Source organism: Paraburkholderia sp. BR10923 (assembly GCF_040948765.1).
Lineage (GTDB): Bacteria > Pseudomonadota > Gammaproteobacteria > Burkholderiales > Burkholderiaceae > Paraburkholderia > Paraburkholderia youngii.
In genome coordinates this window covers 65213-85088 of record NZ_JBFPKO010000022.1, presented here as the reverse complement: position 1 = coordinate 85088, position 19876 = coordinate 65213, and the positions used below count along the sequence as shown (strand labels likewise).

General features: G+C 65.5%; 21 protein-coding genes and 1 riboswitch. Of the genes, 20 read left to right on the top strand and 1 reads right to left on the bottom strand.

Features of this window, described 5'->3' with window-relative positions:
- Positions 1-79: 79 nt before the first annotated feature.
- Positions 80-1831 (bottom strand): ABC transporter ATP-binding protein/permease, encoded by a 1752-nt coding sequence (locus AB3X94_RS31295; RefSeq protein WP_368592743.1) that lies wholly within the window; start codon positions 1829-1831, stop codon positions 80-82.
- A 433-nt stretch (positions 1832-2264) separates the two neighbouring features.
- Positions 2265-2388, top strand: a riboswitch (TPP riboswitch).
- Between the two features lie 221 nt (positions 2389-2609).
- Here AB3X94_RS31295 and AB3X94_RS31290 point away from each other — a divergent pair.
- From AB3X94_RS31290 to hisA, 20 genes are all read left to right on the top strand, one after another.
- Positions 2610-3740, top strand: a complete 1131-nt coding sequence (locus tag AB3X94_RS31290; RefSeq protein ID WP_368613581.1) for an FAD-dependent oxidoreductase — start codon at positions 2610-2612, stop codon at positions 3738-3740.
- Positions 3741-3805: 65 nt separating this feature from the next.
- Positions 3806-4003, top strand: a complete 198-nt coding sequence (gene thiS / locus AB3X94_RS31285; protein WP_026225709.1) for a sulfur carrier protein ThiS — start codon at positions 3806-3808, stop codon at positions 4001-4003.
- Between the two features lie 107 nt (positions 4004-4110).
- Complete coding sequence (locus tag AB3X94_RS31280) at positions 4111-4926, top strand: thiazole synthase (RefSeq protein WP_176110131.1); 816 nt, start codon at positions 4111-4113, stop codon at positions 4924-4926.
- On the top strand, positions 4923-6026 hold the full coding sequence (gene thiE / locus AB3X94_RS31275; protein WP_368613580.1) for a thiamine phosphate synthase: 1104 nt from the start codon (positions 4923-4925) through the stop codon (positions 6024-6026). The genes AB3X94_RS31280 and thiE overlap by 4 nt, the downstream gene beginning before the upstream one ends.
- A gap of 94 nt (positions 6027-6120) precedes the next feature.
- Positions 6121-6942 (top strand): ABC transporter ATP-binding protein, encoded by an 822-nt coding sequence (locus AB3X94_RS31270; RefSeq protein WP_176110133.1) that lies wholly within the window; start codon positions 6121-6123, stop codon positions 6940-6942.
- A complete protein-coding gene (mlaE, locus tag AB3X94_RS31265) occupies positions 6939-7706 on the top strand; it encodes a lipid asymmetry maintenance ABC transporter permease subunit MlaE (protein ID WP_013090708.1) in 768 nt (255 codons plus the stop codon). The genes AB3X94_RS31270 and mlaE overlap by 4 nt, the downstream gene beginning before the upstream one ends.
- Positions 7707-7797: 91 nt before the next feature.
- Positions 7798-8337 carry an outer membrane lipid asymmetry maintenance protein MlaD gene (mlaD, locus tag AB3X94_RS31260; RefSeq protein WP_176110134.1) on the top strand — a complete coding sequence of 180 codons (540 nt, stop codon included), beginning with the start codon at positions 7798-7800 and terminating at the stop codon, positions 8335-8337.
- A gap of 11 nt (positions 8338-8348) precedes the next feature.
- Positions 8349-9467 carry an MlaA family lipoprotein gene (locus AB3X94_RS31255; protein WP_368613579.1) on the top strand — a complete coding sequence of 373 codons (1119 nt, stop codon included), beginning with the start codon at positions 8349-8351 and terminating at the stop codon, positions 9465-9467.
- 113 nt (positions 9468-9580) lie between these two features.
- A complete protein-coding gene (locus tag AB3X94_RS31250; RefSeq protein ID WP_176110136.1) occupies positions 9581-10213 on the top strand; it encodes a phospholipid-binding protein MlaC in 633 nt (210 codons plus the stop codon).
- On the top strand, positions 10210-10530 hold the full coding sequence (locus AB3X94_RS31245; RefSeq protein ID WP_368613578.1) for a lipid asymmetry maintenance protein MlaB: 321 nt from the start codon (positions 10210-10212) through the stop codon (positions 10528-10530). The genes AB3X94_RS31250 and AB3X94_RS31245 overlap by 4 nt, the downstream gene beginning before the upstream one ends.
- Before the next feature lie 190 nt (positions 10531-10720).
- Positions 10721-11653, top strand: a complete 933-nt coding sequence (locus AB3X94_RS31240; RefSeq protein WP_176110138.1) for an ABC transporter ATP-binding protein — start codon at positions 10721-10723, stop codon at positions 11651-11653.
- Entirely contained in the window at positions 11650-12414 is a 765-nt protein-coding gene (locus tag AB3X94_RS31235; RefSeq protein ID WP_176110139.1) for an ABC transporter permease, read from the top strand. The genes AB3X94_RS31240 and AB3X94_RS31235 overlap by 4 nt, the downstream gene beginning before the upstream one ends.
- Positions 12415-12429: 15 nt before the next feature.
- Complete coding sequence (locus AB3X94_RS31230; RefSeq protein ID WP_013090701.1) at positions 12430-12669, top strand: BolA family protein; 240 nt, start codon at positions 12430-12432, stop codon at positions 12667-12669.
- Positions 12670-12780: 111 nt separating this feature from the next.
- The gene (gene murA / locus AB3X94_RS31225) at positions 12781-14043 is read left to right on the top strand and encodes a UDP-N-acetylglucosamine 1-carboxyvinyltransferase (RefSeq protein WP_176124278.1); all 1263 of its coding nucleotides are present in this window, start codon (positions 12781-12783) and stop codon (positions 14041-14043) included.
- A complete protein-coding gene (gene hisG / locus AB3X94_RS31220) occupies positions 14040-14741 on the top strand; it encodes an ATP phosphoribosyltransferase (protein ID WP_368613577.1) in 702 nt (233 codons plus the stop codon). The genes murA and hisG overlap by 4 nt, the downstream gene beginning before the upstream one ends.
- A 58-nt stretch (positions 14742-14799) precedes the next feature.
- On the top strand, positions 14800-16134 hold the full coding sequence (gene hisD / locus AB3X94_RS31215; protein ID WP_368613576.1) for a histidinol dehydrogenase: 1335 nt from the start codon (positions 14800-14802) through the stop codon (positions 16132-16134).
- A gap of 144 nt (positions 16135-16278) precedes the next feature.
- Positions 16279-17349 (top strand): histidinol-phosphate transaminase, encoded by a 1071-nt coding sequence (gene hisC / locus AB3X94_RS31210; RefSeq protein WP_176110683.1) that lies wholly within the window; start codon positions 16279-16281, stop codon positions 17347-17349.
- Positions 17350-17463: 114 nt separating this feature from the next.
- A complete protein-coding gene (gene hisB, locus AB3X94_RS31205; RefSeq protein ID WP_176110143.1) occupies positions 17464-18051 on the top strand; it encodes an imidazoleglycerol-phosphate dehydratase HisB in 588 nt (195 codons plus the stop codon).
- Between the two features lie 162 nt (positions 18052-18213).
- Positions 18214-18855, top strand: a complete 642-nt coding sequence (hisH, locus tag AB3X94_RS31200; RefSeq protein WP_176110144.1) for an imidazole glycerol phosphate synthase subunit HisH — start codon at positions 18214-18216, stop codon at positions 18853-18855.
- Positions 18856-19036: 181 nt separating this feature from the next.
- Complete coding sequence (hisA, locus tag AB3X94_RS31195) at positions 19037-19789, top strand: 1-(5-phosphoribosyl)-5-[(5-phosphoribosylamino)methylideneamino]imidazole-4-carboxamide isomerase (protein WP_169500003.1); 753 nt, start codon at positions 19037-19039, stop codon at positions 19787-19789.
- The last annotated feature ends 87 nt before the right edge of the window (positions 19790-19876 follow it).

The following is a 19876-nucleotide window of genomic DNA, read 5'->3' as shown; positions in this document are numbered from 1 at the left end:
TCGTGTCTTTCCGGATGTTGCGCACGACGCGCGGGGGCGGCGTCGTGCGCTTAATTGAAGTGAACGCTGTGCGCGTCGCTCACGCCGCTATCGCTTCGGCCGAACGCTCGACGTCGAGCGTTTCGTCATGGAACGCAGCAAGCGATTCGCGATGCGCGACGCTGACGATCGCCGCCTTCGGCAGCCTCTCGGTGAACAGTCGATAGAGCCGCGCCTCGTTTTCCGCGTCGAGCGCGCTGGTCGCTTCGTCGAGGAACAGGTAGTCCGGCTTGTGCAGCAGCACGCGCGCGGCGGCGAAGCGCTGCTGCTCACCCGGCGACAGCACGCGGGTCCAATGCCCCGTTTCCTGCAGACGGTCTGCGTATTCCGACAGATGGCAGGTGATGAGCGCGTCGCGGCATTCGTCGTCGCCATAGGTGTCCGCCGCCGACGGATACGCGAGCGCGGCCTTCAGCGTGCCGATCGGCATGTAGCTGACCTGTGGGATGAACATCATGCGCGCGTTCACCGGCGCGTCGATCGAGCCGTCGCCGAATGGCCACAGACCCGCGAGCGCGCGCATCAGCGTGCTCTTGCCGGCGCCCGACGGACCGCGCACGAGCCAGCGCGAGCCCGGCCGGATCGCGATATCGCGGATGCGCGACAGCGGGTTGCCATTGGGCAGCGCGAGCGTGAGGCTGTCGGTGGTAAGCGAGTTGCTGTCGACGAAATGCAGATTGATGCCGCCGTGTTCCGTGGCCGGCGACACCGATTCCTTCAGACGCGGCGAATGCACGACGCGCTTGAATTCGCGCAACCGGTTCACGGTCGCGCGCCATTCGACGAGGCTCGTATAACTGTTGATGAACCACGAGAACGAATCGCTGACGGTGCCGAACGCGCTCGAAATCTGCATCAGCACGCCGAACGTGAATGCGCCCGCGAAGTAGCGCGGCGCGGCGACGACGATCGGGAAAATGATCGCGATCTGGCCGTAGAAGCTCAGCACGAAGGTCAGGCGCTTCGTGTACTTCATCACCTGCCACCAGTTGTCGCGGATGCGGCCGAACAACGTGCGCGCGTTCGTCTTCTCGGTTTCCATGCCGTTGTAGAACGCGATCTGCTCGGCGTTCTCACGCAGCCGGATCAGACCGAAACGGAAATCCGCCTCGACTTTCTGCGCCTGATAGTTGATCGACACGAGCGGATGGCCGACCTTCTGCATAACGAGCGAACCGACCACCGCATACAGCGCGGCGGCCCAAACCATATAGCCGGGGATATGCAGCGGCATGCCGCCGAGCGAAATACTCAGCGCGCCCGCGAGCGTCCACAGGATCGTGATGAACGACACCAGCGTGACGACGGTCGACAGCAGATCGAGCGTCAGCGACAGCGTGGTGGTCGCGAACGACTGCAGGTCGTCGCTGATCCGCTGGTCGGGGTTGTCGGCGAGGCGGTCGCGCTCGATGCGGTAGAACGCGCTGTCGTTGAGCCACTCGTTCAGGTAGCGCGTGGTCAGCCACTGGCGCCAGCGGAAGCCGAGCATCTGACGCAGATAGCGTCCATACACGGCGAGGATGATGAAGCCGAACGCGAGTCCGGTAAAAATCATCAGCAGATGCGGGAAGTCGTGGACGTTCTTCTGCTGCAGCGCGTTGTAGAAGTCTGCGCTCCAGCGGTTCAAGCGCACGTTGATCCAGACGACGATCAGGTTCATCACGATGATCGCGACGAGCAGCGCCCATGCGATGCCTCGTTCCTCGGAAACCCAGTAAGGCTTGATCAGGCTCCAGGCGGAGACCTTTTCGTCGGACGGCAGCGCGGGGCTGGCGGAAGTATGTGGTGTCATGAGCGTCCTGATGAAGTGCTGACCCGAAGTGCATTCCGGCGGCGTACGGGTCCGATCTGGTTGACCCATGTCGGGCGATCCCGCTGACAGCCGGCCCTTTGCGAGGCCGTGGCTGAGGCGGGTCTGCGATACCTGGCCGGGCATCGCGCCCTCGCGCTCGATGAACGCGAGTCCGGACGGGCGCCCGATTCTGGCGTGACGCCCTTAAGCGAAAATTAATTTTTCGGGGCCGGCGTCCGCCGGGATGCCGCCGCCACGCATGCGGCCACGAGTGCCGCGCGCGCCGCGTTTTTTCGGCACCGGTCACGGCATTGTGCCAGAGCGCCGGGCCGCTTCGCATCGCCATCTCGCTAGACGGTGCCAGATCAAAATCGCGGCAGCGACGGCGGACCGCTGGTTTGCGGGCGCCGCGCCTTTTATGGTCTAATGACCTGCGACGAAACAGGGGTGCTTCGCCCACAGGCGGCATGATTTTCATGCCGGGGCGGCGAGGCTGAGAGAGACCCTTTGCACCCGATCCGGGTAATACCGGCGCGGGAAGTTTCCGGAAGCAACCGTCTTCCATTCCCCGCCGGGCGGCGAGCGCAGCTCACATGCACACGCCGTGACCGGCCGGCTTCACCCGCCGGTTTCGTCCTGGGTACGTGCGTTTTTGGCCGTACGGAAAGGACTCGATGACCGCCTATTCTTCAGACATGCATCTTTCTCTTCGTCACGCCGGCTCCGGCGTGCCGTGCCGCTTTGGTTTCGCCCGCCGCTGTCAAACGGAGCGGGCGCGATGAGCCATTCCGCTCGACCTGATTTCGCCGTGCTCGGCGGCGGTTTGTGCGGCCGGCTGGTCGCGTGGCGCCTCGCGGGCGACGGACATCGCGTGGCGCTCTATGAGCGCGGCGATGCCGCCGGCTCGCAAGCTGCCGCGTGGGTCGCCGCGGCGATGCTCGCGCCGCTGGCAGAAGCCGCCAGCGCCGAGCTGCTGATCACGCGGCTCGGTGCGAGTTCGCTCGAAAATTGGCCGCGCGTGCTCGCCGAACTGCCGGAGCCGGTGTTTTTCCAGCGCAACGGCACGCTCGTCGTCTGGCATCACGCGGATCGCACGGAGGCGCCGCTGTTCGAGCGCCGCGTGCGCGCGAACGCGCCGGCCGAGTTGCTCGACGGCGGCTTCGTCGCGCTTTCGGGCGCGCAGCTCGGCGCCGCCGAACCCGCGTTGGCCGGCCGCTTCAGTCAGGGCTGGCTACTGCCGCGCGAGGGCCAGCTCGACAACCGCCAGGTGCTGTCCGCGCTCGCCGCGGGGCTTGCCGAGCGCGGCGTCGACACGCACTGGAACACGCCGATTGACGACGCGTCGCTGCCCGACGCCGGTATCACGATCGATTGCCGCGGGCTCGGCGCAAAGCCTGTGCTGCCGACGCTGCGCGGCATCCGCGGTGAAGTTGCGCGGGTGCATGCACCTCACCTGCAGCTGACTCGCCCGGTGCGGCTGCTGCATCCGCGCTACCCGCTGTATATCGCGCCGAAGCAGAACGGCCTCTACGTGATCGGCGCGACCGAGGTGGAGGGCGAGGACATGTCGCCCGTCAGCGTGCGTTCGGCGCTCGAGTTGCTGAGCGCGGCGTTCTCGGTGCATCCGGGCTTCGGCGAGGCGCGCATCCTCGAGCTGAATTCGCAGTGCCGGCCGACCTTGCCCGATCACCGTCCCGCGCTGCTTTGGGACGGCGCGCGCACGTTGCGCGTGAACGGCCTGTATCGGCACGGCTTTATGATCGCGCCGGAAGTCGCCGACGAAGCCGTGCGCTTCGCGAGCGCGCTGCTCGACGGCCGCGTCCGGGACGCCGACGCATTCGCCGGCTGGCGGCGCGACGCACGCTGGAGCGAGCTGTTCCAACAGTATTTCGCGCATGAGCCGGCCTGAGCGTAGCGGCAAACGTGCCGCACGCGATGCCGCTTGCGCCATCGATTGAACCGTATTCGAACACCATGGACATTCATATCAATCAGAAGCCGTTGTCGCTGCCCGAGGGCGCGACTGTCGCCGATGCGCTTGCCGCCTTTGGCGCGCGTCCGCCGTTCGCGGTCGCGCTCAACGGCGATTTCGTCGCGCGTGCGCAGCATGCGGCGCGCGCGCTGCAAACGGGCGATCGGCTCGACGTCGTGCAGCCGGTCGCGGGCGGCTGAGCGCGCTCGCGCCAGCCTGCTGCTTACCGAATGCAACAACCGTCGCCGAAAACCCATTGCCGTCACGCGGTCGGTTCTAGCCGCGACGGCAAACCAGGATGATGCAAATGACTTCTCACGAGAGCGCCGACGCGCTGACCCTATACGGTCAAACTTTCGCAAGCCGCGTGCTGCTCGGCACGTCGCGCTACCCGTCGCTGCAATCGCTGTCCGATTCGATCGACGCCGCGCGCCCCGGCATGGTCACCGTCGCGCTGCGCCGTCAGATGAACGAGGGCAACGCGGAAGCCGGCTTCTTCGATCTGCTCAAGCGCCACGGCGTGCCGCTGCTGCCGAATACGGCGGGCTGCCTGAGCGTCGGTGAAGCGGTGACGACCGCGCATATGGCGCGCGAAATCTTCGAGACCGAGTGGATCAAGCTCGAACTGATCGGCGACGACTACACGCTGCAGCCCGACCCGGTCGGCCTGATCGAAGCCGCCGCGCGGCTCGTCAAGGATGGCTTCAAGGTGCTGCCGTACTGCACCGAAGATCTGGTGATCGGCCGCCGTCTGCTCGACGCCGGCTGCGAGGCGCTGATGCCGTGGGGCGCGCCGATCGGCACCGGCAAGGGCGTGATCAATCCGTACGGGCTGCGCGTATTGCGCGAGCGGCTGCCGGACGTGCCGCTGATCGTCGATGCCGGGCTCGGCGTGCCGTCGCATGCGGCCCAGGTGATGGAGTGGGGCTTCGACGGCGTGCTGCTGAATACGGCGGTGTCGCAGGCGACGCACCCCGACGCGATGGCGCGCGCGTTCGCGCTGGGCGTCGAGGCGGGCCGGCAGGCGTATCTCGCGGGCCCGATGGCCGAGCGCGAGAGTGCGCACGCGAGCACGCCGGTGGTCGGCATGCCGTTCTGGCATCAGGATGGAGGTGCGGCATGACGCAGTCGTTGACGCTGAAGGACCGCGATCTGTTCTGGCCGACGGCCGACGAACTCATCGAAGCCGCCGAGCGCATCCGCGCGCGGCTTGGCGACTGGCCGCCGACCCACGCGCCGTGGCGCATCTGCCTGACCGCGCCGGACGAACCGAACGGTGGCGACCTGATCGTGATCGCCGACGCGCAGCAGCACGGCGAGCAGATCGCGCGCTGGCTGACGCGGGGCGCGGGCGTGATCGTCGCTGCGGAAAACCGTGCGACGCTGCATCTGGGCGGTGAGAAATACGGCCTCGAAGGCCATCTGGCGGAAGACTGGATTCCCGCGCTGGCCGCGTTCCTCGACTGCGGTTTCGATCCGCACGACGCGCTGGTGCTCGCGCTCGCGTGGCGCGACGGCGACGAGACCCGCGCCGACGACGCTTTCCCGTCCGACCTCGGCCGCTTTCCGCGCCTTGCCGATCTGCCGCTGGCACCCGCCAAGGCGTTCCCGCGCTGCCCCGACAAGCTCGGCCTGTATCCGGTACTGCCGACCGCGGACTGGGTCGAACGGGTGGTCGGCTACGGCGTGAAGACGGTGCAGTTGCGCCGCAAGTCGGCCGAACCCGCCGACGAACTGAAGCGCGAGATCGCCCGCTGTGTGGTCGCCGGCCGCGCGCACGACGCGCAGGTGTTCATCAACGATCATTGGCAGGCGGCGCTCGAGGCGGGCGCGTACGGCGTGCACCTCGGCCAGGAAGACGTTCATACAGCGGATCTGTCCGCGCTGGCCGACGCGGGCATCCGTCTGGGCTTGTCCACGCACGGCTTCTACGAGATGCTGAAGGCGCTGCATTTTCGTCCGAGTTACATTGCATTGGGCGCGGTGTTCCCGACCACGACCAAGGTCATGCCGACCGCGCCGCAGGGCTTGCGACGCCTCGCACGCTATGTGCGGCTGCTCGACGGTGTGGTGCCGCTCGTCGCGATCGGCGGGATCGATCTGCAGGTGCTGCCGGAGGTGCTCGCGACCGGCGTCGGCTGCGCGGCGGTGGTGCGCGCGGTCACCGAAGCGGCCGACCCAGCCGCCGCGGTTTCTGCGCTGCAACACACGTTTACGCAATAATCGTCAGGCATAGTCAAGGAACGGGGCACCTCAAGGCAGCTTTTGCATGATGGCCCTATAATTCGGCCTTCCGTGTAAAAGGATTGTCAGTTTGGTGCCTTCCTCCCCCGAGACCATACTCGAGCTGCGCGACGTCGACTTCGGTTACGGCGACCGGCTCGTCCTGTCGAATCTGAATCTGCGCTTTCGCCGCGGTCAGGTCGTCGCGGTCATGGGCGGCTCGGGTTGCGGCAAGACCACGGTGCTGCGGTTGATCGGCGGCCTCGTGCGCGCGCAACGCGGCCAGGTGCTGTTCCATGGCCAGGACATCGGCGGGCAGACGCGCGAAGGCCTTTACGCGCTGCGCCGCAAGATGGGCATGCTGTTCCAGTTCGGCGCGCTGTTCACCGACATGTCGGTGTTCGAGAACGTCGCCTTTTCGCTACGCGAGCACACCGATCTCCCCGAAGAACTGCTGCGCGACCTCGTGCTGATGAAGCTCAACGCGGTCGGCCTGCGCGGCGCTCGCGATTTGCTGCCGTCGGAGATTTCGGGCGGCATGGCGCGGCGCGTGGCGCTCGCGCGCGCGATCGCACTCGATCCCGAACTGATGATGTACGACGAACCGTTCGCCGGCCTCGACCCGATCTCGCTCGGCATCACCGCAAATCTGATCCGCACGCTGAACCAGGCGCTCGGCGCGACGTCGATTCTCGTCACGCACGATGTGCCGGAATCGTTCGCGATCGCCGATTACGTGTACTTCCTGTCCAGCGGCGGGGTGCTCGCCGAAGGCACGCCGGACGAGCTGCGCGCGTCGACCGACCCGACGGTGCGGCAGTTCATCGACGGCGCGCCGGACGGCCCGTTCAGATTCCACTATCCGGCGCAGACGCCGCTCGCGGCGGACTTCGGCATCGGCGGAGGCCAGTCATGATCAGTACGATCGGTCGCTCGGTCATCACCGGGCTCGGCACCGCCGGCTACGCGACGCGCTTCTTCCTGCGGCTCGTGCTCGAAATTTTCCCGCTGCTGCGCCGTCCGCGTCTTGTCACGAAGCAGATCCACTTCGTCGGTAATTATTCGCTCGTGATCATCGCGGTGTCGGGACTGTTCGTCGGCTTCGTGCTCGGGCTGCAGGGCTATTACACGCTGAACCGTTATGGCTCCGAGCAGGCGCTCGGGTTACTGGTCGCGCTGTCGCTGGTGCGCGAGCTCGGGCCGGTCGTGACCGCGCTGCTGTTCGCCGGGCGCGCGGGCACGTCGCTGACCGCCGAAATTGGCCTGATGAAGGCCGGCGAGCAGCTCACCGCGATGGAAATGATGGCCGTCGATCCGGTCAAAGTCGTGATCGCGCCGCGCCTGTGGGCCGGCATTATCTCGATGCCAATCCTCGCGGCGATCTTCAGCGCGGTCGGTGTGCTGGGCGGTTACGTGGTGGGCGTGCTGCTGATCGGCGTCGATGCCGGCGCGTTCTGGTCGCAGATGCAAAGTGGCGTCGACGTGTGGCGCGATGTCGGCGCCGGGGTCGTCAAGAGCGTGGTGTTCGGTCTCGCGGTGACCTTCGTCGCGCTGTTTCAGGGCTACGAGGCAAAGCCGACGCCGGAAGGCGTGTCGCGCGCGACGACCCGCACGGTCGTGTACGCGTCGCTCGCGGTGCTCGGGCTCGACTTCCTGTTGACCGCACTGATGTTCAGCTAAGGCCGCGCAGCGTGCCGGCTGCCAGCGGCGTACGATGCGCCGCGCACGGCGGGAAGCGGCGGCGGCGCGGCGGATTCACTTTGGGATGACGATGAAAAAGAATGTTCTCGACTTCTGGGTCGGCCTGTTCGTGGTGCTGGGTTTCGTGGCGTTGCTGTTTCTTGCGCTGAAGGCCGGCAATATGAGCTCGCTGTCGTTCCAGGCAACCTACCCGGTCAAGCTCAAGTTCGACAACATCGGCGGGCTGAAGCCGCGCGCGCCTGTAAAGAGCGCCGGCGTGACGGTCGGCCGGGTCGCGTCGATCGGCTTCGATAGCAACACCTACCAGGCGCTCGTCACGATCGATATCGACAAGCAATTCGAGTTTCCGAGAGACACTTCGGCGAAGATCCTGACCTCGGGTCTGCTCGGCGAGCAGTACATCGGGCTCGAGCCGGGCGGCGACTCGGAAATGCTGAAGGCGGGCGATACCATCGCGATGACGCAATCGGCGATCGTGCTGGAAAACCTGATCGGCCAGTTCCTGTATAGCAAGGCCGCGGACTCCGGCGCAGCGAAGCCCGCTGCATCCGCCCCCGCACCGGCGCCGGGCGCGCCGGCCTCCGGCGCTGCCGGCCAGTCAGGCCAATAAGGAGAACAACGATGCAGACGAAACTGCAGACCCCGCGCAGCGGCGCGCGCGTCCTACAGTTCGGCAAGGTCGCCGTGGCGGCTGCGCTGCTCGCCGGTTGCACGACCGTGCAGACGCCGACCAAGGGCGACCCGTTCGAAGGGCTGAACCGCACGATCTTCACCATCAACGACAAGGTCGACCAGTACGCGATCAAGCCGGTCGCGCAGGGCTACGTGTTTGTCACGCCGCAGCCGGTGCGCGACAGCGTGACGAACTTCTTCTCGAACATCGGCGACATCTATATCGCGGCGAACAATCTGCTGCAGTTGCGTATCGCGGACGGCGTGTCGGACATCATGCGGATCGTGATCAACACGTTGTTCGGCGTCGGCGGCCTGTTCGACGTCGCGACGCTCGCGAAGCTGCCCAAGCACGACAACGACCTCGGTCTGACGCTCGGCCACTACGGCGTGCCGGCGGGCCCTTACCTCGTGCTGCCGCTGTTCGGGCCGAGCACGGTGCGAGACGCGTTCGGCTCGCTCGGCAACTACTACGTGAACCCGATCAGCTACATCGATCCGCCGGGCCTGAGCTGGGCCCTGTGGGGCCTGAACATCGTCAATACGCGCGCGAACCTGCTCGGCGCGAGCAACCTGCTGGAAGGCGCGGCGCTCGACAAATACTCGTTCGTGCGCAATGCGTATCTGCAGCGCCGCCAGTATCTGCTGTCGGATAACCGCCGGCGTCCGCAGGACCTGCCGAGCTATGAAGAGGAAGCGCCGCTGCCGAAGTACGACGAAGGCGAGACGGGCGCGGCCGCAGGGGCGGTAGGTGCGCCGGCCGGCGCTGCAACCGGCGCGGCGGGCGCCGCCGCGGGCACGCAGGGTGCTGCGGCAAAGGCGGCTCCCGCATCCGGCGCGGCCGTGGCAACACCGCAAGGCGCGTCGGCACCGCAAGGCGCGTCGGCACCGCAAGGCGCGTCGGCACCGCAAGGCGCGTCGGCACCGCCGGGCGCGTCGGCGCCGGAGGCCGCGTCGGGCACCGAAACCCCGCCGCTCGACCTGAAAGGCGGCCCTGAAACGCAGATTCCGGCCGGTCAGCTGGTGCCGCCCACGCGCTTCAACTTCCCGTCGTTCAGATTGCATTGAACGTGCAGCCGTAACAGATCGATACGACTCTCGCAGTTTGCGCATGGATTGCCGTCAAACTCGCGTGATAAGGTCGCTCACACCGTTGCACTATTTTTGAGGCAAAGCTCGATATGAAAAAATTCTTCCTGATTCCGTTGTTTGCCGTGTTGTTTTCATTCATCAGCGCGGGCGCATCGGCGCAAACCGTCGACACCAACTCCCCCGAGGCGCTGATCAAAACCGTCACCCAGCAGGTGATGGACGCGATTCGCGGCGACAAGTCGATCCAGCAGGGCGACATCACCCACATCACGGCGCTCGTCAACGAAAAGATCCTGCCGTACACGGACTTCCGCCGCACCACCCAGCTCGCAATGGGCCGCAACTGGCGCACCGCGACGCCCGAGCAGCAGAACCAGGTGGTCGAGCAGTTCAAGATGCTGCTGATCCGCACGTACTCGGGCGCGCTCGCGCAGGTGCGCGACCAGCAGATCCAGTTCAAGCCGTTCCGCATGAACCCGGACGACACTGACACGGTGGTGCGCTCGGTCGTGATGAACAATGGCCAGCCGATCGAACTCGACTATCGCCTGTACAAGACGGCGCAAGGCTGGCGCGTGTATGACCTCAACGTGCTCGGCGCGTGGCTGATCCAGGCGTATCAGCAGCAGTTCAACGAGCAGATCCAGCAGAAGGGCGTGGACGGACTGATCCAGTTCCTCACGCAGCGCAATCAGCAACTCGCCGCGGGCAAGCAGTCGTGAGCGACGTGCTGAACCAGGTCGCGAACCGCTTCGACAGCGGCGCGACGCTGACCCACGAGAGCGCGAAGGCCGCGCTCGCGGCGGGTCTGCAACGTATTGCGGCGGGCGCGCGCGGCGTCGATTGCGGGCCGCTCACGCAATTCGATTCGTCGGCGCTCGCGGTCCTGCTCGCGTGGGTGCGGGCCGCGGCGGCGCGCGGCGGCAAGTTCGAAATCGTCAATCTGCCGGCTGGTCTCGCCAGTCTCGCGCAGGCCTACGGCGTCGATACGCTTCTCTCTCCTGTCGCCTCCAGCATGGTTGCGTCAGCGCGACATTGACGCTCCTCTAGCGCCGTCTCCCTCCTTCCGGCCAGGCCGGGGGTGTCAGTTTTTGCCCTATAATCAAACGTTTTTTTGGGGCGTTGAACTGGCCCCCTAATTGGCCCCGGTTCCGTTTCTTCCAGCATTTGCTCGTCCCCAGGCTCCATCGGGGCTACTTCAGGCGCCGCGACGCACGCGGCCCATAGTCATGTCAGCCATAGAAATTCGTAACGTCAAGAAGCGCTACAAGGACTTGCAGGCGCTCAAGGGCGTCAGCCTCACGGTCGAAGAAGGCGAGTTCTTCGGACTGCTCGGTCCGAACGGCGCGGGCAAGACGACGCTCATCAGCATACTCGCGGGTCTCGCCCGCGCCGACGAGGGCAGCATCGCGGTGCGCGGTCACGACGTGGTCGACGATTTCCGCAATGCGCGCCGCGCGCTCGGCGTGGTGCCGCAGGAACTCGTGTTCGATCCGTTCTTCACAGTGCGCGAAACCTTGCGCATCCAGTCGGGCTACTACGGTCTGCGCAATAACGACGCGTGGATCGACGAGATCATGGCCAATCTCGATCTCACCGAAAAAGCCGATGCCAACATGCGCGCGCTGTCGGGCGGCATGAAGCGCCGCGTGCTGGTCGCGCAGGCGCTCGTGCACCGTCCGCCGGTGATCGTGCTCGACGAGCCGACCGCGGGCGTCGACGTCGAACTGCGCCAGACGCTGTGGAAGTTCATCTCGCGCCTGAATCACGAAGGCCACACGATCGTGCTGACCACGCACTACCTGGAAGAAGCCGAATCGCTGTGCGACCGCATCGCGATGCTGCGCCGAGGCGAGGTCGTTGCGCTCGATCGCACCAGCACGCTGCTGCAGCGCTTCGCCGGCATGCAGCTGTTCGTGCGCTTCGCGCAGGGCGTGCTGCCCGCCGATCTGCGTCCGCTCGAGGCGGAAAGCGGCGCGGGCAACGGCAATGGTCGCCAGCACCTGCTGCGCCTGACGAGCTACGACGACGTCGAGCGCATCCTCGCGCAATGCCGCGGGGCCGGTTGTACATTCGAAGAAATCGAGGTCCGCAAGGCCGACCTCGAAGACGTATTCGTTCAGGTGATGAACGGTCCAGAAGTGATCGAGGGGCTCGCATGAGCGGCTACAGTGGATTCAGCACGCTGTTTTATAAAGAACTGTTGCGTTTCTGGAAGGTATCGTTCCAGACCGTGCTCGCGCCGGTCATCACCGCGCTCCTTTATCTGACCATCTTCGGCCACGCGCTGCGCGGCCATGTCGAGGTCTATCCGGGCGTCGAATACACGAGCTTCCTGATTCCGGGTCTCGTGATGATGAGCGTGCTGCAGAACGCGTTCGCGAACAGTTCTTCGTCGCTGATCCAATCGAAGATCACCGGCAACCTCGTGTTCGTGCTGCTGCCGCCGCTGTCGCACTACGAGATGTTCGCGGCCTACGTGCTCGCGGCCGTGGCGCGCGGGCTGTGCGTCGGCTTCGGTGTGTTCATCGTGACGATCTGGTTCGTGCCGCTCGCGTTCACCGCGCCGCTCTACATCATCGTGTTCGCGATGTTCGGCGCGGCGATCCTCGGCACGCTGGGTCTGATCGCCGGCATCTGGGCCGAAAAATTCGACCAGCTCGCCGCGTTCCAGAACTTTCTGATCATGCCGCTCACTTTTCTGTCGGGCGTGTTCTACTCGACGCATACGCTGCCCCCCGGGTGGCGCGAAGTATCGCGGCTCAATCCGTTTTTCTACATGATCGACGGCTTTCGCTATGGCTTTTTCGGCGTGTCGGATATCGACCCGCTCGCGAGCCTCGCGATCGTCGCCGGTTTCTTCGTGGTGCTGGCTGTCGTGGCGATGCGCATGCTCGCCACCGGCTACAAGCTGCGCCACTGACGAGGAGCTTCTCTCATGTTGCCGACTCCCGAACAGGTCAAACAGTACATTGCAGCTGGACTCGCGTGCGAGCATCTCGAAGTCGAAGGCGACGGTCAGCATTTCTTTGCGACGATCGTCTCGCCGAGCTTCGAAGGCAAGCGCCTGATCCAACGTCACCAACTCGTGTATGCGGCGCTCGGCGAGCGCATGCGCGAAGAAATCCACGCGCTCAGCATGAAGACGCTGACGCCCGCCGAATGGCAGAACGCGTAATCTGGAAATTTAGTGCGAGTTACTCACGAAGGGCGCGACGCAGCTAGCGGCGCGCCGAACACAGACAAAGCAGGTCCGGGCGCGAACCGGGCCGATCAGGAACCGACAGGCATGGATAAACTCATCATTGAAGGTGGCTACCCGCTCTCCGGTGAAGTTGTCGTCTCGGGTGCGAAGAACGCGGCATTGCCGATCCTGTGCGCGGGTCTGTTGACCGCCGATCCGGTGCATCTGGAGAACGTGCCCGATCTGCAGGACGTGCGCACGATGCTCAAGCTGCTCGGCCAGATGGGCGTGCGTATCGAGGCGGGCGAAGGGCGCGTCGCGCTCGACGCGTCGAAGGTCGACAACCTCGTCGCGCCGTACGAGATGGTGAAGACGATGCGCGCGTCGATCCTCGTGCTCGGTCCGCTCGTCGCGCGCTTCGGTCATGCGCGCGTGTCGCTGCCCGGCGGCTGCGCGATCGGCGCGCGTCCGGTCGATCAGCACATCAAGGGTTTGCAGGCGATGGGCGCCGAGATCACGATCGAGCACGGCTTCATCGAAGCGCGAGCGAAGCGTCTGAAGGGCGCGCGCATCGTCACCGACATGATCACCGTGACCGGTACCGAGAACCTGTTGATGGCGGCGGTGCTCGCGGAAGGCGAAACGATCATCGAGAACGCCGCGCGTGAACCCGAAGTGGTCGACCTCGCGCATCTGCTCGTCGCGATGGGCGCGAAGATCGAAGGCATCGGCACGGATCGGCTCGTGATCCAGGGCGTCGACAAGCTGCACGGTGCGAAGCACACGGTCATTCCGGACCGCATCGAAGCGGGCACCTTCCTGTGCGCGGTCGCGGCGGCAGGCGGCGACGTCACGCTGCGCAAGATGCGTCCGCTGCTGCTCGAAGCCGTCACCGAAAAGCTGCGCGAAGCGGGCGTGACGGTCGAGGAAGGCGACGACTGGATGCGCGTGCGCATGGACAAGCGCCCGAGCGCGGTCACGTTCCGCACCTCCGAATACCCGGCATTCCCGACCGACATGCAGGCGCAGTTCATGGCGCTCAACACGATCGCCGACGGTACGTCGCAGGTCGTCGAGACGATCTTCGAAAATCGCTTCATGCACGTGCAGGAGCTGAACCGCCTCGGTGCGAGCATCACGATCGACGGCAACACAGCGCTCGTGACCGGCGTCGAGAAACTGTCCGGCGCGAAGGTGATGGCCACCGATCTGCGCGCGTCCGCGAGTCTCGTGATCGCCGCGCTGCGCGCCGAGGGCGAGACGCTGATCGACCGTATCTATCACCTCGATCGCGGCTACGACCGCATGGAAGCGAAGCTCAACGCGATCGGTGCGAAGGTGCGCCGCGTATCCGGGAGTCAGGCATGAGTTCGATGCCGCAAACGTCGTCGTCGCCGGCGGTGAGCGCGCCGCTCACGCTCGCGTTGTCGAAAGGGCGTATCTTCGAGGAAACGCTGCCGCTGCTCGCGGCGGCCGGCATCGAAGTCGCCGAAGATCCCGAGAGTTCGCGCAAGCTGATCCTGCCGACCACCGACGCGAACCTGCGCGTGATCATCGTGCGAGCGACCGACGTGCCGACCTATGTCGAGTACGGCGCGGCCGACTTCGGCGTGGCCGGCAAGGACGTGCTGCTCGAGCATGGCGGCAGCGGCCTGTATCAGCCGGTCGACCTGGACATCGCGCGTTGCCGGATGTCGGTCGCGGTCGCGGCGGGTTTCGATTATGCGAACGCGGTGCGCCAGGGCGCGCGTCTGCGTGTCGCGACCAAGTACGTTGAAACCGCACGTGAGCATTTTGCCGCCAAGGGCGTTCACGTCGATCTGATCAAGTTGTACGGTTCAATGGAACTGGCGCCGCTGGTCGGCCTCGCCGACGCGATCGTCGACTTGGTCAGCTCGGGCAATACGCTGCGCGCGAACAATCTCGTCGAGGTGGAGGAGATCATGCAGATTTCGTCGCGCCTCGTGGTGAACCAGGCGGCGCTGAAGCTCAAACGCGCCGCGTTGCGGCCGATTCTCGACGCGTTTGCCAATGCGTCGTCGAAAACCGGCGCCCCGGCGGCCTGACTGACGATGGCACTCTGATCACGCTGCGACTGAGCGCCTTACCGAAACGGATACCTGTATGTCTACCAAGATTCGCAAACTCGATTCCACCGCTCGCGACTTCAACAAGTCGCTGCATGCGGTGCTCGCGTTCGAGGCGAGCGAAGACGAAGCCATCGAGCGCGCGGTCGCGCAGATTCTGAACGACGTGAAGGCGCGGAGCGACGACGCAGTGCTCGAGTACACGAACCGCTTCGATCGCATCGATGCGAAAAGCGTGGCCGAGCTCGAACTGCCGATGGCGGAGCTAGAAGCGGCGCTCGAAAGTCTCGAGCCGAAGCAGCGTGCGTCGCTGGAAGCGGCGGCGGCGCGCGTGCGCGGCTACCACGAGAAGCAGAAGATCGAGTGCGGCAGCCATAGCTGGCAGTACACCGAAGCCGACGGCACCGTGCTCGGCCAGAAGGTCACACCGCTCGATCGCGCGGGCATCTACGTGCCGGGCGGCAAGGCGGCGTATCCGTCGTCGGTGCTGATGAATGCGATTCCGGCGCGGGTTGCCGGCGTGCGCGAAATCGTGATGGTCGTGCCGACGCCGGACGGTGTGAAGAATCCGCTCGTGCTCGCGGCGGCACTGTTGGGCGGCGTCGATCGCGTGTTCACGATCGGCGGCGCGCAGGCGGTGGGCGCGCTCGCGTACGGCACGCAAACCGTGCCCGCGGTCGACAAGATCTGCGGCCCCGGCAACGCGTATGTCGCGTCGGCGAAGCGTCGCGTGTTCGGCACGGTCGGCATCGACATGATCGCCGGGCCGTCGGAAATTCTCGTGCTGTGCGACGGCACGACCGATCCGCGCTGGGTCGCGATGGACCTGTTCTCGCAGGCCGAGCACGACGAGCTCGCGCAGTCGATCCTGCTGTGCCCGGACGACGCGTTCATCGCGCGTGTGCGGGAAGCGATCGACGAACTGCTGCCCACGATGCCGCGCCACGAGGTAATCCGCACGTCGCTCGAAAACCGCGGCGCGCTGATCAAGGTGCGCGACATGGCCGAGGCCTGCGCGATCGCCAACGACATTGCGCCGGAGCACCTCGAAATTTCGGCGCTGGAGCCGCATCAGTGGGCGCAGCAAATCCGCCACGCGGGTGCGATCTTCCTTGGCCGCTACACCAGCGAGAGCCTCGGCGACTACTGCGCGGGCCCGAACCACGTGCTGCCGACGTCGCGTACCGCACGGTTCTCGTCGCCACTCGGCGTTTATGATTTTTTCAAGCGCTCGAGCCTGATCGAGGTCAGCGCGGAGGGCGCGCAGACGCTCGGCGAGATCGCCGCCGAACTTGCATATGGCGAAGGTCTGCAAGCGCACGCACGCAGCGCCGAATTCCGGATGCGGCAGAACAACAACGAACGCGGCTGAGGCGGAAGCGGCGAGGGCGGAGACTGCCGCGCGAGCGACGCATCGAGCACCCGCCCCGTTCAATAACGACGACAGAGACCAACCCGAACGCCCTGCACCGACGACGCCGACATGGCAGTCTTCGCCTGGCCCGGCCCCGAAGCTATGACGACACCTCAAGACATCATCCGCAGCGACGTGCTCGCAATGACGAGCTATCCGGTTCCGGACGCCACCGGTTTCATCAAGCTCGACGCGATGGAAAACCCGTTCCCGCTGCCGCCGGAACTTGCCGCCCATCTCGGCGAGCGTCTGGCCGGCGTCGCGTTGAACCGGTATCCGGCGCCGCGTCCCGAGCAACTGATCGAGCGCATCCGTCACGTGATGGGCGTGCCGGCGGGCTGCGACGTGCTGCTTGGCAATGGCTCGGATGAAATCATCAGCATTATGTCGGTCGCGTGCGCGAAGCCGGGCGCGAAGGTGCTCGCGCCGGTGCCGGGCTTCGTCATGTATCAGATGTCGGCCAAGCTGGCGCATCTCGAATTCGTCGGCGTGCCGCTGAAAGCCGATTTCACGCTCGATACCGACGCGATGCTCGCGGCGATCGCCGAGCACGAACCGGCGCTGATCTATCTCGCGTATCCGAACAACCCGACCGGCACGCTGTTCGATGACGCCGCAATCGAGCGCATCATCGCCGCGGCGGGCAAGAGCCTCGTCGTGATCGACGAGGCGTATCAGCCGTTCGCGCAGAAGAGCTGGCTGCCGCGCGCCGACCAGTTCGACAACGTCGTCGTGATGCGCACGGTGTCGAAGCTGGGCCTCGCCGGGATCCGCCTCGGTTATCTGGTCGGCAAGCCCGCGTGGCTCACCGAATTCGACAAGGTGCGCCCGCCGTACAACACCAACGTGCTGACGCAGGCCGCCGCCGATTTCCTGCTCGACCACATCGGCGTGCTCGACGCCCAGGCCGCGCAATTGCGCGACGAACGCGAGAAGCTCGCGCAGGCGGTGGCCGCGCTGCCGGACGCCCAGGTGTTCGCCAGCGCGGGCAACTTCCTGCTCGTGCGGGTGCCCGATGCGTCGGTATTGTTCGAAACCCTGCTAACGGCGCGTATTCTGATCAAAAACGTGAGTAAAATGCACCCATTGCTGGTCAACTGCGTGCGTTTGACCGTCGGTTCGCCGAACGAGAACGCGCAGTTGCTCGCCGGCCTGAAACTCGTGTTGCGGTAATCCGCCGCATTGAGCGGCGGCACCGAGCCGCTGCATTGAACGGCTGCACTGAGCAGCCCGCCATTAGTCCACCCCACATTACTAGCGCTTTTAAGCCAGATTCGAGGAATTGCCATGCGCCTTGCGGAAGTCGTTCGCAACACCAGCGAAACGCAGATCCGTGTGAAGATCAACCTGGACGGCACCGGCCAGCAGAAGCTGGCCACCGGTGTGCCGTTCCTGGACCACATGCTCGACCAGATCGCCCGCCACGGGCTGTTCGACCTCGAGATCGAAGCGCATGGCGACCTGCATATCGACGACCACCACACGGTCGAAGACACCGGTATCACACTCGGCCAGGCCGTCGCGAAGGCGATCGGCGATCGCAAGGGCATCCGCCGCTACGGTCATTCCTATGTGCCGCTCGACGAAGCGCTGTCGCGCGTCGTGATCGATTTTTCCGGCCGTCCGGGCCTCGAATTCCACGTGCCGTTCACGCGCGCGCGCATCGGCACGTTCGACGTCGACCTGTCGATCGAATTCTTCCGCGGCTTCGTGAACCATGCCGGCGTGACGCTGCATGTCGACAATCTGCGCGGCATCAACGCTCACCACCAGCTCGAAACGGTGTTCAAGGCGTTCGGGCGCGCGCTGCGCATGGCCGTCGAACTCGACGAGCGTGCGGCCGGACAGATTCCGTCGACCAAGGGCAGTCTCTGACCGAACGGCCGTAGCAGGCTTTAACACAGGGTTTCACCGCCCCCAACGTATTCAGGCCACTCACCTTCACGCGACTCATCGGGCAGGACCGCATTTGCCGGCACGTCGTTCGACGCCGCGCGGCGGCATCGATGGATCGAGGGCAGAGCGGCCCAACTTGAAATGAAAACTTCGATAGCGATTGTGGATTACGGAATGGGCAACCTGCGCTCGGTTGCCCAGGCACTGCGCAAAGCGGCGCCGGAAGCGGACGTGGCGATCGTCGATCGTCCGGAAGCGATCCGTGCGGCCGACCGCGTGGTGCTGCCCGGCCAGGGCGCGATGCCCGACTGCATGCGCAGTCTCGGCGCGTCCGGTTTGCAGGAAGCGGTCGTCGAGGCGTCGCGCAGCAAGCCGCTGATGGGCGTGTGCGTCGGCGAGCAGATGCTGTTCGACTGGAGCGCAGAGGGCGACACGCCGGGGCTGGGCCTGTTGCCCGGCAAGGTGGTGCGCTTCGAGCTCGAAGGCCGCCTGCAGGACGACGGCTCGCGCTTCAAGGTCCCGCAGATGGGCTGGAACCGCGTGCGTCAGGCGCAGCCGCATCCGCTGTGGGACGGCGTCGCCGACAACGCATTCTTCTACTTCGTGCACAGCTACTACGTGGTGCCGGACAACCCGACGCACACTTCGGGCGAGACGGTCTACGGCGTGCCCTTTACCTCGGCTGTAGCGCGGGATAACATTTTCGCCACCCAGTTTCACCCCGAAAAGAGCGCCGAGGCGGGTTTGCGCGTGTATCGCAACTTCGTGCACTGGAACCCGTGAACGCCTTTCTTTATCCCGTTGCCGCGCGTGCGTCGCGCGGTGCCGCGGTCCCGCATCCGACCGGCGCCCCACTGGAGCGCCGAAAGAGTTGTACTAAACTAGCGAGACGGTATTGCGGCGGGCTGATCCGCCAGCCGCTGCCGCCGACCTTCAATCCACTCCCAGATAACACCCGATTGCTATGCTGCTGATTCCCGCCATCGACCTGAAAGATGGTCAGTGTGTACGCCTCAAACAGGGCGATATGGACCAGGCGACGATTTTCTCCGAGGAACCGGCGGCAATGGCCCGACATTGGGTCGACCGCGGCGCGCGTCGTCTGCATCTCGTCGATCTGAATGGCGCGTTCGCCGGCAAGCCCAAGAACGGCGATGCAATCCGGGCGATCATCGACGAAGTGGGCGGTGAGATTCCGGTTCAGCTCGGCGGTGGCATCCGCGACCTGAACACGATCGAGCGCTATCTGGACGACGGTTTGTCGTACGTGATCATCGGCACCGCGGCGGTGAAGAACCCCGGCTTCCTGCAGGACGCGTGCACCGCCTTCGGCGGCCACATCATCGTCGGTCTCGACGCGAAAGACGGCAAGGTCGCCACCGACGGCTGGAGCAAGCTGACCGGTCACGAAGTGGCCGACCTCGCGCGCAAGTTCGAGGACTACGGCTGCGAGTCGATCATCTACACCGACATCGGCCGCGACGGCATGCTGCAAGGCATCAACATCGAAGCGACGGTGCGCCTTGCGCGCGCGGTCAAGATTCCGGTGATCGCGAGCGGCGGTCTGTCGAACCTCGCGGACATCGAATCGCTGTGCGAAGTCGAAGGCGAGGGCATCGAAGGCGTGATCTGCGGCCGCGCGATCTATTCGGGCGACCTCGACTTCGCGGCCGCGCAAACGCTCGCGGACAAGCTGCGCGAAGCGGACGACGCTTAAGCGCGGCGTCGGCCGCGCTTGCCGGGAAGCTTGCGCCGTGTGCCGGCGTGGCACTCACCTCGGCTTGCGGCACTCGCTCGACCGATG

Excerpts from the sequence above, each read along its gene's own strand:
- hisB (WP_176110143.1), top strand. The coding sequence starts at position 17,464 with ATGCGCCTTGCGGAAGTCGTTCGCAACACCAGCGAAACGCAGATCCGT.
- thiE (WP_368613580.1), top strand. The coding sequence starts at position 4,923 with ATGACGCAGTCGTTGACGCTGAAGGACCGCGATCTGTTCTGGCCGACG.
- AB3X94_RS31280 (WP_176110131.1), top strand. The coding sequence starts at position 4,111 with ATGACTTCTCACGAGAGCGCCGACGCGCTGACCCTATACGGTCAAACT.
- AB3X94_RS31240 (WP_176110138.1), top strand. The coding sequence starts at position 10,721 with ATGTCAGCCATAGAAATTCGTAACGTCAAGAAGCGCTACAAGGACTTG.
- hisD (WP_368613576.1), top strand. The coding sequence starts at position 14,800 with ATGTCTACCAAGATTCGCAAACTCGATTCCACCGCTCGCGACTTCAAC.
- hisH (WP_176110144.1), top strand. The coding sequence starts at position 18,214 with ATGAAAACTTCGATAGCGATTGTGGATTACGGAATGGGCAACCTGCGC.
- thiS (WP_026225709.1), top strand. The coding sequence starts at position 3,806 with ATGGACATTCATATCAATCAGAAGCCGTTGTCGCTGCCCGAGGGCGCG.
- AB3X94_RS31290 (WP_368613581.1), top strand. The coding sequence starts at position 2,610 with ATGAGCCATTCCGCTCGACCTGATTTCGCCGTGCTCGGCGGCGGTTTG.
- AB3X94_RS31235 (WP_176110139.1), top strand. The coding sequence starts at position 11,650 with ATGAGCGGCTACAGTGGATTCAGCACGCTGTTTTATAAAGAACTGTTG.
- AB3X94_RS31230 (WP_013090701.1), top strand. The coding sequence starts at position 12,430 with ATGTTGCCGACTCCCGAACAGGTCAAACAGTACATTGCAGCTGGACTC.
- AB3X94_RS31255 (WP_368613579.1), top strand. The coding sequence starts at position 8,349 with ATGCAGACGAAACTGCAGACCCCGCGCAGCGGCGCGCGCGTCCTACAG.
- mlaE (WP_013090708.1), top strand. The coding sequence starts at position 6,939 with ATGATCAGTACGATCGGTCGCTCGGTCATCACCGGGCTCGGCACCGCC.
- AB3X94_RS31295 (WP_368592743.1), bottom strand. The coding sequence starts at position 1,831 with ATGACACCACATACTTCCGCCAGCCCCGCGCTGCCGTCCGACGAAAAG.
- hisA (WP_169500003.1), top strand. The coding sequence starts at position 19,037 with ATGCTGCTGATTCCCGCCATCGACCTGAAAGATGGTCAGTGTGTACGC.
- hisG (WP_368613577.1), top strand. The coding sequence starts at position 14,040 with ATGAGTTCGATGCCGCAAACGTCGTCGTCGCCGGCGGTGAGCGCGCCG.
- hisC (WP_176110683.1), top strand. The coding sequence starts at position 16,279 with ATGACGACACCTCAAGACATCATCCGCAGCGACGTGCTCGCAATGACG.
- mlaD (WP_176110134.1), top strand. The coding sequence starts at position 7,798 with ATGAAAAAGAATGTTCTCGACTTCTGGGTCGGCCTGTTCGTGGTGCTG.
- murA (WP_176124278.1), top strand. The coding sequence starts at position 12,781 with ATGGATAAACTCATCATTGAAGGTGGCTACCCGCTCTCCGGTGAAGTT.
- AB3X94_RS31250 (WP_176110136.1), top strand. The coding sequence starts at position 9,581 with ATGAAAAAATTCTTCCTGATTCCGTTGTTTGCCGTGTTGTTTTCATTC.